Consider the following 12,585-nt stretch of genomic DNA (forward strand, 5'->3'; position numbering starts at 1 on the left):
ACTCGAGTCGCAACGAACATATTGCCTGCATAGTAAACTCCATGCATTTAAACTGTACATGGAGGTTACTATGCCTGGTGCTTTCGCACATATCACAGCGGTAAATGAAGCTTCTGCTAATAATGCATTGATGAAGTTAAACATACCTCAAGAAGCAAAAAAGGCTTTAGCTCAAAATAAACGGTATTTAGAGCTCGGTTGTGTGAGCCCCGACTATCCTTACCTTGCTCTAATGAATTCTGCGCAAAATAAATGGGCAGATAAAATGCATTACAACCACGTTGGTAAGCTAATTGATGCTCTTATTCAGCAGGTAAAAGCCGCAGATAACGAACACTTTGAAAAAACCTTCTCATGGTTATGTGGCTTTGTAGCACATGTAGCAACCGATATTACTCTTCATCCTGTTGTTGAATTAAAAGTGGGCCCTTACGCAGAAAACGCCCAGCAACACAGAATTTGTGAAATGCACCAAGATGCTTATATTTGGCCGTCCAGGATGCAACTCGGAAGTATTGGCCTTGCAGATAGAGTCAGAGAAAACATCGGCAATTGTGTGGACCAGAGTAACAACAACCTAATAGATCCAGTTATTCGTACTATTTGGTCTAGCGCCCTTTCAGCCACTTACCCTGAATATGCTAAAGAATGCGAGCCTGACGTAAACGTCTGGCACGAAGGATTTCAATCCATTGTAGATAATGCTGAGGAGTCGCATCGCTTATTTCCTTGGGCGAGGCATGTGGCTTCCAAGATAGGGTTAACTTACCCGCTTCCAAACGAAGTTGACTCTACTTATATTCAGGATTTAGAAACGCCAGATGGTATTAAGCACTACGATGAAATTTTTGATAAGGCGATTAAGACAATCCAAATATTTTGGGAAAAGCTGGCAGCTACCATTTATGAAAACCAAGATACTGGCTTTTTTGAAAATTGGAATTTAGACACTGGCCGAAATGAAAGCGGACAGCTTAGTGCTTGGAGAAATCTATGAAGCTAATCATCGTTATCACCCTTCTTCTCTCATTGACCTCTTGCGCTAACAGCTCTCAATATCCTGAGGAGGTCATGTTTGATATGGCCTCGATTTTAAAAGATGTAGCCCAAGCTGTTGACGGTGAGCTCAAGTTTGGAGACACAGCAGGACTAGCAGAGAAAGAAATATTCGAAAATGCGATGTCAGCTAATCCAGCTCAAATCACCAAACTCTCACAGTTAGCTATCGATGGAAACATTTCTAATTATCGAATTCTTTCAGAGTTTCAAGGTAATAATGCAGTTATGTTGATATGTGACGGGGATACAGCACTAATGGAAGATGCAGGTTGCAACTCAGAATTTGATAAGATCTATTGGGACTCCCCAAAACCTTACTCATGCCAAATCAAACTTGATGCGGCAGCTCTTTGTACTGATTAACAGTAGGGGAAATAGAGGAAATTTATGAGTAATACATGGCTTTAACTTATGCCTGTCATGTATTACTCACAATATGCAGAAACAGGTAATATTTAAAAAGCTCAAGCTTACCTGTAAGAAATCACTATGTTCTGTAAAGCACCTTTACAACATGCCAGCCGAACTTGGTTTTGACTAGATGTGGCGTCAGAACCTCGCCAGAAAAGCACACTTTGTCGAACTGAGGTACCATTTGACCACGGCGGAACTCACCAAGATCACCACCGCGCTTACCTGACGGGCAAGTGGAATACTTCTTCGCTAGTGTCTGAAACTTTGCGCCTTTTTTCAGTTGCTTGATAATGTCTTCTGCTTGCTCTTTGTGCTTCACAAGAATATGTAATGCGGCTGCTGTATTTGCCATTGATCTATCTCTCACTATTCTGGTCGCGCAAGTGTACCCAATCCCTTTTAACACGCCAAACATTTCTTGTTTATACCTAGGCGGCTTCAAGGTTCAAATACATGGGACTATAAAACTTTCGGCATAACAAGATTAAAATACAACCAAGTTTTGCTCAGTTAATCACTATTCTTTAAGAGATTGTCTAAAAAGCTCACATTTGTCTCTCCGATGGTTGAAGCCTTCGTCTGATAAGATTAGATTAGACACAATTCGGTGGTATTTATAAGGTTATTTCATGGCAAAAGTCGTTAGTAAAGCGAATCAATCTCAGGGCATGTTGATGTTCAAACTCACCCTGCAACAGAGTTTCGCGATAGGCACGCTAAAAGTCCGTGAAATCGTTCCGTATATGCCAACCACGAAGATCCCTTACTCGCATCATCACGTCATTGGCACCGTTACAATACGTAACTTAACAGTGCCTGTGATCGACATGTCAGCGGCTGTCGGCTTTCGTCCTATCAGTGAAGAAGAATACAAGAATTGCTACTTGATCGTGACAGACTGTTTGCGAACCGTGGTCGCCTTTATGGTTCGTAGTATTGAGAAGATCATTGAATGCGATTGGAAAGCCATTGAAACCCCACCAGCGAGTGCCGGGAAAAATATTTTCGTAACGGGTATTACTCGCTACGAAGACAAAACGGTTCAGATGCTGGATGTAGAACTGCTGCTTTCCAAAATTTATCCGCAATACGAAAACTCAAAGATCCCGATGCTGACAGATGTTGAACGTGAGCGCCTAAAAGCATTAAGCATTCTTTTGGTGGATGACTCTTCCATCGCTCGTAAACAGCTGTGTGATGCTCTTGATAGTATCAATATCGGATACCAAATTTGTAAAAATGGTTTAGACGCATTAGAGCTGATGAAAAGCGAGGCTGAGGCTCATCGACCAATCGATATTTTGGTCAGTGATATTGAGATGCCAGGGCTTGACGGCTACGAGCTAGCATTCGAAGTACAAAATGACTCCGCTCTTAATCACTCATACCGCATTTTGCATACGTCGTTATCGAGCGAAATCTGTGTAGACAGGGCTCACCAAGTTGGCGCACACGAGGCGCTTGAGAAGTTCAATGCTGGTGAGCTGATTGAAGCCATGCTGCGCGGAGCAAAAGAACTAGAAGCCAAAGCTATGGCTTCTTAACTCTAAACTAAACAGCCAAGAAGCAAATTGTCGAATATGGTGTTTTGCGGCCATTTTTTCGCGCAGAAGCTTTGATGCTCGCAGCTGCTAGTTTCTCAGGTCACTTCTTTGGCATCGAGTAACTACGAGATACAAACTCTGTCTCTTCGACTTGATTGATGTGATTAATATAAGAAGCCAAGCTATAAAGTACATTCGCCAATAAGTTCGCGTAACGAAATAGAATGGGGGCAGGTTGCTTCTTACCTGCATGTTCGATCGCAACTAATGCTCGTACCGTTTTTTTAGCTTGGCAACGGCACAAATGCAATTGACTGGATGCAGGGTGCCCTCCGGGTAGAACGAAACCTTTGAATCCACCGTCAATGCGTTGCTTAAGTAATTCATAATCTGCCTTTAGCTCTTCAACTTCCGCTTCTGTAATCGCTAGCTTTCCGCGAACCGAACCATTTAGGTGATATACATTAGGCTGCATTCTTGTCAGTATATCGCGGCTAAACTCGTCCAGATCCATCGCGAGAACTAAACCAATACGACTACAAAGTTCATCTGCCGTGATTTCAAAGTCACAAACCGGACTGTCCTCGTAAATAAAGGGATAGCAAATCTCGCTCAATTCCTTGCTCACAGGCTTCATGCTTTTGTTCCAATATAAAAAGGGAGCCAGTATAACCTAACTCCCCTTATGCGTTCATTATTCCGAATATTCGATATTTACATGACCGGTTTACAATCAAGCACTTTCGATTTTCTTGTGACCTTCTTGAAGGTGAACAAAGTCCACTAAATCGTCGCCAGAGACTTGATACGCTTGACCAAAGCCTTTAACAAACAGTCCCGATTCTGGCTTTAAGTTAAACAACACGAAATCCTCTAGTTGGCTGAGACCATCAATAATCTCACCAAAACGCTCTTTCATTTGTCCAACAACTTGTTGCCACATCTCTGTGTCTCGCTCAACCACATTTGCTACCGCATCAAAAGTTAAGCGCTTACGAGCAAACAACTGCTTTGAAGATTCTTCATCTTCGATCATCATCAAAGAAACGTTTGGATTTTCTAGAAGGTTACGAGCATGACGAGCGATTTTAGAAATGAGTACGAAGTAGCCTTCCTGATTTTGGACATAAGGCGCGTAGCTTACATTAGGGCGACCTTCTGCATCGACAGTTGCAAGCTGAAGCGTACGACGCTCCTGACGAAACTCTTTGATCTCTGGCCCTAAACGACCTTGCAAACGCTCTTGTTTAACTTGTTGATCCATATTGATACCTGACTTTACTAATTAGTATTCGAGTTGAGCCTCGATTATGTTTGTGATTACTTTTTCAATTCGGCTTGTAGGGCGCGGAATGCGGTGACTTGATCTTCAAGTAGCTCGCGCTTTTCGTTACGGCCTAAATAAACTTTGAAAATATTGCTTCCGCACTCAGAGAAAAAGCCAAAATAGTGACTCTCTCTACCCATAAACGGTTTGCTGACCAACGCAACATTTTTAACATTATCTAGTTTCAAGTGACCATGTAGCTCACCTTCTCTGCCCATTAAATTGTAATAGCCACGAGCCACTTTTCCTTTTGGGAATGGTGCTTTGACTTCAAAAATAGAGCCAAAAGAGTGAACAATAGTCGTCACCGAGCCGAAACCAACCAAACCTTCTAGAATGCTTTGTGCTTGCGCTCCTGGAGCGATGGCCACCATTTCCTGCGGCAAAGCTGCAACAACCTCAAATTCAGAAATACCGAGACGTTCTGCCATCGCTGCTGGCAATAATTGCGGTTCTTGCTCTAGTAATGCTTCAACTTGTTGTTTGATTGATTCCATATGTTTTCCGTCTTTTTTCAATTTTTTCATTAATTATTGGATACTTTCGGTACGGTTTCGTTCATCTCTGACGTAAGTACCTGAATACAACCTTGAGCCAATGAAACAGCCCAGAAACTACCAGCAAGAGTAAGAAGTAGGCTGCGTTCATGCAGTTCCACTAAACCTTTTTGCTGCCACACTTTAAATAGGGGCATTAAAAATCCGAACGTGTCCTCCCCCATAAACGATGGCAGTTGGTTTGCCTGAACGATACCGCGATCAAACCCGGATTTGAGTGCAGCAAATAGTGGCTCTAGAGGGCTTTTCTTCATCATCATAGCGATGGTGCTTTGCCCTTCTTTGATGGCTTTAATATAGGTCGCCAATGTGCGATGTTGCATCATTCCGTAACCACCGATATTACCTCCAGCGCCACAGCCAATTGGCAGTACCTCTGCATATGTCTTGGCTAAACTGTTGTATAAACTACGTTCACGGTTATCGATTGCCCAATGGTTCACACTCAGTTGCTTCATATGGTGTTTGGCCATAAAGTTCACACCAAGCTCATACATGCCTGCTTTTTCTGGCGTGGTAGCTGGTGGGGGGATTTTTCCTTTTTCTACAAGGTTAAGCATGGGTGCTGAACCACCGACTACCAACTGATATAAGTCCAACCCGTGTGCGCCAGTCGAGAGAAAATCATTTAAATCTTGCTCTAACACTTCTTTGGTTTGATAAGGCAAGCCGTAGAGTAAATCGATAATGACAGGAATTTTGTCTTCGTTGGCAATCTCGCTAACTCGCTTTAGCACATCTTCTCTATCATCTAATCGTTTCGCGCTGCGACGCACTTGTGTATTAAAACTTTGTACACCAAAAGAGAAACGATTAAATCCACCGTCGAGAGCGCCTTGGTATAGCTCATCAGAAAAACGGTTGATGCGACCTTCTAAGGTGATTTCACAATCCGCAGCCAAAGGAAAGTGATCATGAATCGCCTGACCTAACACGCGAATCTGTGCTGGAGACAGATCCGTTGGCGTTCCACCACCAATATACACAGCATGGAAAATACCGTTTTGTGTCCAAGGCAGTGCAGCTTTCTCCTTGAGCTCCTGCATCAGTGCGTCAAAGTACTCATCAACCAGTGCGCGGCTCGCAGCATTTTGAAAGAAGTTACAAAAGGTGCAACGTACGCGACAAAATGGAACGTGAATATAAAGACAACGTTTATTGGTCGCTTTAACCGAGTTAGCGGTAACGCTTGAAAAAATCGCCTGTTGCTGAGGTGGAGGTACAGGCACGCTCGCTCCGCCAGCGTGTGCCGAATGTTTCTTAACAAAGGCAAATCGCAATGGGTCAGGGCTATCGCTTCCCAACACTGATTCGTCAAATTTATCGATATCGACGCTCATATATACTCGCTTAGCTCCCACCATATAAGGGGTAGAGGCTCGTCTTTAAAAATCTGCAAGAATCATAATTTGAGCGTAATGATAATGCAATTGATAATTGATCTTATTTCGGTTGTGAGTAATAATCTGCTCAAGTTTTCATAGTTTCCCGAGATATTCCGTGAACGTACAAAGATATGTCATTGCAGGAGGTGCTTCCCTTGCCATCCATGCCGCACTTCTTTTTGTTTCTCAAGAAACGAAAGTGTTCGCGATGCCTGCTGGAAATCCAGCAAGTTCGGTAAGTTTAAACCTTGTATCGGCACCACCACCTACCGTCGAAACATCCACGCCAGAAAATGTGGCGCCACCAAAAGAACCGCAGCCTCAGGAGCAGCCTGAGCCGGAAAAGAAGATCGTAAAGAAGCAGGTCGTTAAGAAAGACGCTGTTAAGAAAAAGGTAGTGAAGAAAAAAACAGAGCCGGTTAAACAATCTAAGCCTAAGACGGTGGAACCAGCCAAAGCCGTAACAAAACAAGAGAATCAGCCCGAAGCCAAACCGAAGAAAAAAACGGAACCGGCGAAGAAAGAGATGGTCGCTCAGCAAACCGCGCCAGCGAGCCAATCCAAAGGGGCAACGTCTCAACCTATTTTGGTCGACAAACCTACGTTTGTGAATCAACCAACTCAGCCTCGCTACCCAAGATCTGCACAAAGACGCGGTATCGAAGGCGTAGCCTTATATGAAATATGGCTCGATGAAAATGGCAATCAAATTAAACAGGTTTTGATTGAGTCTTCCGGCACAAAATCGCTGGACGCCTCAGCGCTTCGTGCCATCAAACAGTGGCAATTTACACCACATATTTCGGGCGGGCTAAAAGTGGCTCACCGAGTACAAGTACCTGTTCGTTTTAAGTTGGATGGATAATGGAACAACTACAAGAATTACAAACTCAACTTGGCCTAATGACATGGCCTTTGATCATTTGCTCAGCCCTCACCGTCATGATCATTACCGAGCGGTTATTCCACGTTTTGATTAGCCTTGGCGTAGGGAAACGAGCCATTCGCCAAAAACTCATTGGGTTAGACCCAACGAATGGAAACGATCTTGAGACGCTTGCAGAAGAATTGTCGCATAAGCGACCGCTCCTTTATCGTGGCGTTGCCATGTTGCTTGCCCATCACTCTTTCTCAAAGTCTCTAAGAGAAGATGCCGCAGGCATTTGGCTACAAGAAAAACGTCATCAGCTGCATTCTGGCCTTCGCTTACTGACGTTGATTGGCGTCATTAGCCCTTTGATTGGTTTGCTTGGTACGGTACTTGGCTTAATTGAGATGTTCAAAGGCATCGCTGTCTCAACGGGGAATATCACCCCGAATGATTTGGCAGACGGTCTAGGTTTGGCCATGCGCACTACTGCAGCAGGTCTTATTATCGCCCTTCCTGCGATTTCAGGAGCACAAATCATTGGTTTGTGGGCGGATCGTGTGATCGCCAAACTCGAACACACATTAAACTATGTCAACTTATGGCTTGAAGGTATCTCTCTGCAACACGTGTCGCCAGACAATTCAACATTAGCAGTGCGCTCTTCTGCAAAGGTCGAGGCAGAAGCACAATGATTAAAACGCCACAAGACAACACTCGTAACGACTTAACTCCTGATTTAACACCGCTGTTGGACATCATTTTTATCGTAATGGTTTTCCTGATGTTAACTGCAGCGGTCAAGCTCGATTCATTAGATGTCAATTTACCGAGTACAGAATCTCAGGCCGTTGCAAATGTCGATAAGCAATCCATCACGGTAAATATTCTCAAAGACGAGCCTTACTGGGCCATTAACGGCAAGACATACATCGATTGGGACAACTTTACCCTCGCGCTGCTAGAAGAGAGTAAATCAAGCGATAAACCGATTGTGATTGGAGCAGAAAAAACCGCGAACATTCAGTCGCTAGTTCAACTTCTCGGCTTTTTGCAAGAAAACGGAATTCAGGCAACTCAGTTACTCACTGAAGAGCCATCATAAAAATAAGTAAGATAGAGATCCTTTCAAAATGAAGAACACACGTGCCACCATTCATGCTGTTGTTACGGCAGCCATTTCCCTACTTGCGAGTAGCCAACTTTTTGCCAATGAAACACCATCATCAGAGCGTGTTGTTAGTGCAGGCAGTGCCGTCACTGAACTGTTGCTTGAACTCGACGCCAAAGATAGCTTGGTTGCTATCGACGTAACCAGTCAGTTACCAAAAGGCATGGAACTGCCTAAAGTAGGCTACCATCGCCGCCTTTCAGCAGAAGGGTTGCTCGCCTTACGTCCGACAAAAGTCATTGGCTCTGATGAGATGGGACCGAAAACAGCATTGAACCAATTAAAAGCGGCGGGGGTAGATGTAGAAATCGTCAATACCGATGCCAACGTTGAGGGCCTTTACCAACGTATCGATCAAATTGCGAACCTTATGAATCGACAGGCTAAAGCGGAAGATTTAAAGCAAGATGTGAAAGCGCAAGTTCAAGCACTCAATGCAAATCAACCGGCTCAAGCTCAGAAAAAGAAAGTACTGTTTCTACTCATCCATGAAGGTCGACCTGCAAACGTTGCAGGATCAGAAACCACACCCGATGCAATTATCCAGCTAGCAGGCGGACGAAACCCAGCTGCTGACCAGCTGTCTTCTTACAAGCCTTTATCCACAGAAGCCATGGTAGAGATGCAGCCTGACGTTATTCTCGTTAGCGGTCGCAGCTATGAAACGCTGGGCGGTGCCGATGCGATTTTAAAAGCAATGCCACTGCTCGCCGCAACACCTGCGGGAATGAATAAAAATATCATCACGATTGACGGTCACGCCCTTGTTGGTGGTTTGGGTCTTAAAAGCCTTGCAGAAGCCGAGCGTTTGAATGCGCTGCTTTACCCATAGAGACATGGCATGTTGTTAAGACGTATCTCCCTTTCAACGACGTTATCCGTACTTAGTGGCTTTTTAGCATTTGTTGCTATCGCCTCTATTACAGTAGGTCCAATGAGCATTAGTTTCACTGACAGTTTGCGTAGCCTAACAGGAAGCAGTTCTGATCTCGCTCCTCACATTCAGTTGGTGATTAATGAGATCCGATTACCTCGCACCATTTTATGTATGTTCATCGGGGCTATTTTGGCGATTTGTGGCGTGGTTATGCAGGGCTTATTCCGTAACCCGTTGGCCGAGCCCGGCATCATTGGCGTGTCTGCTGGCGCTGCACTTGGCGGTGCGTTCGCTATTGTTGTATTTGCAGAGTTTAGCCAAAACTATCCGCAACTAATGAACTTAGCTGCGCTGCCTCTTTTTGCTTTCCTAGGTGGTGCGTTGACGACCATTCTCGTTTATAAGCTCGGCACAAGTAAATTTGGTACCTCAGTTACGATTATGTTGTTAGCTGGTGTTGCCATCAGCGCGCTTTCAGGAGCGGCGATCGGATACATGAACTTTATCGCAGATGATCAGATGCTGCGAGATCTGACACTTTGGTCCATGGGCTCATTAGCTGGCGCAAATTGGTCGGGGATAGGCCTATCCGCTGTCACGCTGGCCATCCTATTATTCTGGTTCCAGAAAAAATCGATGGCGCTAAATGCTCTTCTGCTAGGGGAATCAGAAGCAAGACACTTGGGAGTTCCGGTCCAAAAACTCAAACGACAGCTTATTTTGCTCTCTGCATTGGGGGTTGGTATTACGGTGAGTATTAGTGGTGCAATTGGTTTTATCGGGCTCGTGATTCCTCACTTAGGACGCATGCTAGCAGGCCCCGACCATCGAACGCTACTGCCAATCTCTGCACTAATGGGAGCGCTGCTTCTTACCGCTGCTGATATGTTTGCTCGTATTGCCGTGGCACCAGCAGAATTACCCGTCGGTATCGTGACCGCCTTGATCGGCGCGCCCTTCTTCATCTATTTATTGTTCCAGCAGAAAGGGAAGATTTTGTAATGAACCAGATCGTTTTATCGGGTAAAAACATTTCGATGAAATATGGCAAGCGCATTGTTCTCGATGACATCAATATTGATATCCGAGCTGGTGAAGTGACCGCCCTACTCGGCCCCAACGGTGCGGGAAAAAGTACTTTGCTCAAGCTTCTGTGTGGTGAAATCTCTTCAAATCATGACATCGCCTACTTCGGTAAACAAAAGCATGATTGGGAGCCTGAAAAAAGCGCAAAACACATTGCGATGCTCCCACAGCACAGTACGTTGACCTTCCCATTTTTAGCCAGAGAAGTGGTCGAATTAGGCGCGATTCCGCTATCGCTGTCCAATAAAGAAACCACTAAGTTAGCTTTACATTACATGAAACAAACCGATGTAATGCATTTGGCAGAAAGCCTCTATCCATCTTTATCTGGTGGCGAAAAGCAACGATTACATCTAGCACGCGTGATGACACAGCTACACCAATCTGGCGAGGAACGAATCTTGATGCTTGATGAGCCAACCTCTGCGTTAGATCTCGCCCACCAACACAACACGTTAAAGATTGCTCGTGAGGCCGCGAAAATACAGAACGCCGCAGTCGTTGTCGTGTTGCATGACTTGAATTTAGCCTCCCAGTACGCAGACCGACTTGTACTTTTGCATAAGGGAAAACTGGTTTGTGATGACACACCATGGAATGCACTGACGCCAGAGCGCATTGAGCACGTTTATGGCTACCGCTCCATCGTGACAAAACATCCAACTTTAGACTTTCCTCAAGTTCACGCCGCCGCTTAGCGTGTATCTCTTCTGAGCCGTCTCTTCTGCTTTCCAAACGACAAAGGCCCGCAATAATCATATTGCGGGCCTTTGCTTTGATATTTAATCGAATCTTGGGCTCAAAAGAGCGGCGAGAAAATTACTGTGTTCTGCCTTGGCTTTACAACCAAAGCAGCAAACAAGTGTTCATCTATCGCTCTCAATTGCGATTACTTACTCATTTGGATCAATGAACGACCAATCAACCACTCGAGCTCTTTGTCACCACCTGCGCCAAACTGGCTTTCAACCATTTTGTATAAACGGTCAATTCCGTTAGCAGCAAATTCTTGCGCATTTTCGGCCGTGACAATGTGATGGAATAGCAGTCGTAAAATCGCGAGGAACTCAGCATCTTCCAGTGCTTTAATCCAACTTTGTGAAAATGCACTTAGCCCTTTATCAAACTCTAGGTGTTCAATAAACATTTTAAAGATACGGCCATCCAGTGCGGCGGTGAAGTCCGTTTTCTTAGGGAAGTGATGGCTAATACCGGTACGAGATATACCTGTCTGCTGACTTAGAGTCGTGTACGACATTTTGTCGTAACCTAGTCTTAGTAGCTGATCAACAACGGCATCCATGATCTTTTGGATAGTGATTTCGGTATCTTCTTTACTACGCTTTGGCATATTTTAAGCTCTTCTCTTTGTAAATCCATCTAACTCACTATTAAATGAGGCCAGAATGAAATCATTCTTAGCATTATACCCAAGTTGCCCAAGGCACTTCGTTAAGCGAAACCTAAAAATTGAACCGCTAACACCTGCGCATTAAGGCCATTTGGATATATGTACTGCGACTACTTAATATAAAGTTAAGTTCCAAATCATAACGTCTTTACACTGCGTAATGTGCAATTTGCAGTTATGTTTTTGTCAATACATGCTACTCAAAATAAGGCGAAAAGTTAGTCTCATCAAAACCTTGCGCCAATTATTCATCGAAACTATTCAAAGACCAAGAATGATAATTATTAAAAATAATCAATCAAGAAATAGTCTTATAAATTGTCCATTAGTTCAACTGGGCTGAGCGAAATCTCGTCACTATGTTCGTTAATTGATTTTAAATGTTGATATATATCACATTAACGTTCTTGATGATTTAGTAATCCAATCTTTAACCCTTACTTAACAAGCGCCTATTCTGTTCTTTTTTTATTCAAAACTCGTCATTTTTGTAGATACAGATCAAATACCTGATAGAATACCCTTAGTATTTACAAGAGGATTCGTTATGAGTGTCGAATTAGAAAAAAACCAAGTATGTGAAGCTTGCGGCTGCGCAGGCGAGATTGGCTTCATCATCAAAGAAGGTGACGAAGTTGCCGACGTAACGGTTTTCGCACAGACAAAAACAGAGCTAGAGTCTGAACTACAAAAATACATTGAGCTCGCTAAATCAGTATGTGCTGATGTTGAATACAATGTTTCTGAAATAACAGAAGAGTCAAACCAAGCGACGGCTCGATTCAAATTTGAAGTAAGTGCTGAAAAGCTTATCTTTGAATTAAAAACTCGCTCACTCGCGCGTTAATGGAAAAAGCGAGCTCTGTGCTCGCTTTTTTATTTTTCC

At 44.0% G+C, this 12,585-nt stretch carries 16 protein-coding genes; 10 read left to right on the top strand and 6 right to left on the bottom strand.

The genetic code is table 11. From position 1 onward, the window contains the following. Positions 1-70: 70 nt before the first annotated feature. Both L3V32_RS12120 and L3V32_RS12125 read left to right on the top strand, forming a co-directional pair. On the top strand, positions 71-997 hold the full coding sequence (locus L3V32_RS12120) for a zinc dependent phospholipase C family protein (protein ID WP_237284378.1): 927 nt from the start codon (positions 71-73) through the stop codon (positions 995-997). Then, on the top strand, positions 994-1,422 hold the full coding sequence (locus L3V32_RS12125; protein ID WP_237284379.1) for a hypothetical protein: 429 nt from the start codon (positions 994-996) through the stop codon (positions 1,420-1,422). The genes L3V32_RS12120 and L3V32_RS12125 overlap by 4 nt, the downstream gene beginning before the upstream one ends. A 124-nt stretch (positions 1,423-1,546) precedes the next feature. On the opposite strand, the gene ppiC is transcribed toward L3V32_RS12125, so the two are convergent. Then, positions 1,547-1,888 (bottom strand): peptidylprolyl isomerase PpiC, encoded by a 342-nt coding sequence (ppiC, locus tag L3V32_RS12130; protein WP_074189873.1) that lies wholly within the window; start codon positions 1,886-1,888, stop codon positions 1,547-1,549. 214 nt (positions 1,889-2,102) lie between these two features. Here ppiC and L3V32_RS12135 point away from each other — a divergent pair, with 214 nt between their 5' ends. Beyond that, complete coding sequence (locus L3V32_RS12135; protein ID WP_005392519.1) at positions 2,103-3,017, top strand: chemotaxis protein; 915 nt, start codon at positions 2,103-2,105, stop codon at positions 3,015-3,017. Between the two features lie 100 nt (positions 3,018-3,117). On the opposite strand, the gene L3V32_RS12140 is transcribed toward L3V32_RS12135, so the two are convergent. The 4 genes from L3V32_RS12140 to hutW form a co-directional block, all read right to left on the bottom strand. Continuing rightward, the gene (locus tag L3V32_RS12140) at positions 3,118-3,654 is read right to left on the bottom strand and encodes an ATP--cob(I)alamin adenosyltransferase (RefSeq protein ID WP_048625311.1); all 537 of its coding nucleotides are present in this window, start codon (positions 3,652-3,654) and stop codon (positions 3,118-3,120) included. A 96-nt stretch (positions 3,655-3,750) separates the two neighbouring features. Further along, a complete protein-coding gene (gene hutZ, locus L3V32_RS12145) occupies positions 3,751-4,281 on the bottom strand; it encodes a heme utilization protein HutZ (RefSeq protein ID WP_046873758.1) in 531 nt (176 codons plus the stop codon). Positions 4,282-4,337: 56 nt separating this feature from the next. Beyond that, positions 4,338-4,841, bottom strand: coding sequence for a heme utilization cystosolic carrier protein HutX (hutX, locus tag L3V32_RS12150; protein ID WP_237284380.1), 504 nt, complete (start codon positions 4,839-4,841; stop codon positions 4,338-4,340). Between the two features lie 29 nt (positions 4,842-4,870). Continuing rightward, entirely contained in the window at positions 4,871-6,241 is a 1,371-nt protein-coding gene (hutW, locus tag L3V32_RS12155) for a heme anaerobic degradation radical SAM methyltransferase ChuW/HutW (RefSeq protein WP_237284381.1), read from the bottom strand. A 160-nt stretch (positions 6,242-6,401) separates the two neighbouring features. On the opposite strand from hutW, the gene L3V32_RS12160 reads away from it, so the two are divergent. The 6 genes from L3V32_RS12160 to L3V32_RS12185 are packed head-to-tail and all read left to right on the top strand — an operon-like array spanning position 6,402 to position 10,986. Next, entirely contained in the window at positions 6,402-7,151 is a 750-nt protein-coding gene (locus L3V32_RS12160) for an energy transducer TonB (protein ID WP_109169152.1), read from the top strand. After that, positions 7,151-7,849, top strand: coding sequence for a MotA/TolQ/ExbB proton channel family protein (locus L3V32_RS12165; protein WP_005392513.1), 699 nt, complete (start codon positions 7,151-7,153; stop codon positions 7,847-7,849). The genes L3V32_RS12160 and L3V32_RS12165 overlap by 1 nt, the downstream gene beginning before the upstream one ends. Further along, positions 7,846-8,259: a biopolymer transporter ExbD gene (locus tag L3V32_RS12170; RefSeq protein ID WP_048625312.1), complete on the top strand. Its 414-nt coding sequence runs from the start codon at positions 7,846-7,848 to the stop codon at positions 8,257-8,259. Before L3V32_RS12165 ends, L3V32_RS12170 begins: the two co-directional genes overlap by 4 nt. 28 nt (positions 8,260-8,287) lie before the next feature. After that, positions 8,288-9,157 (top strand): hemin ABC transporter substrate-binding protein, encoded by an 870-nt coding sequence (locus L3V32_RS12175; RefSeq protein WP_237284382.1) that lies wholly within the window; start codon positions 8,288-8,290, stop codon positions 9,155-9,157. 9 nt (positions 9,158-9,166) lie between these two features. Further along, positions 9,167-10,204, top strand: coding sequence for an iron ABC transporter permease (locus L3V32_RS12180; RefSeq protein WP_237284383.1), 1,038 nt, complete (start codon positions 9,167-9,169; stop codon positions 10,202-10,204). Next, the gene (locus tag L3V32_RS12185) at positions 10,204-10,986 is read left to right on the top strand and encodes a heme ABC transporter ATP-binding protein (protein ID WP_065645727.1); all 783 of its coding nucleotides are present in this window, start codon (positions 10,204-10,206) and stop codon (positions 10,984-10,986) included. Before L3V32_RS12180 ends, L3V32_RS12185 begins: the two co-directional genes overlap by 1 nt. 191 nt (positions 10,987-11,177) lie before the next feature. On the opposite strand, the gene L3V32_RS12190 is transcribed toward L3V32_RS12185, so the two are convergent. After that, positions 11,178-11,639, bottom strand: a complete 462-nt coding sequence (locus tag L3V32_RS12190; RefSeq protein ID WP_005392508.1) for a TetR/AcrR family transcriptional regulator — start codon at positions 11,637-11,639, stop codon at positions 11,178-11,180. Between the two features lie 607 nt (positions 11,640-12,246). Between L3V32_RS12190 and L3V32_RS12195 the strand changes: the two genes are divergently transcribed. Further along, positions 12,247-12,546 (top strand): YfcZ/YiiS family protein, encoded by a 300-nt coding sequence (locus tag L3V32_RS12195; protein ID WP_005375307.1) that lies wholly within the window; start codon positions 12,247-12,249, stop codon positions 12,544-12,546. The last annotated feature ends 39 nt before the right edge of the window (positions 12,547-12,585 follow it).

Origin of the sequence: Vibrio sp. J2-4, assembly GCF_021728155.1 — a bacterium.
Taxonomy (GTDB): Bacteria; Pseudomonadota; Gammaproteobacteria; order Enterobacterales; family Vibrionaceae; genus Vibrio; species Vibrio diabolicus.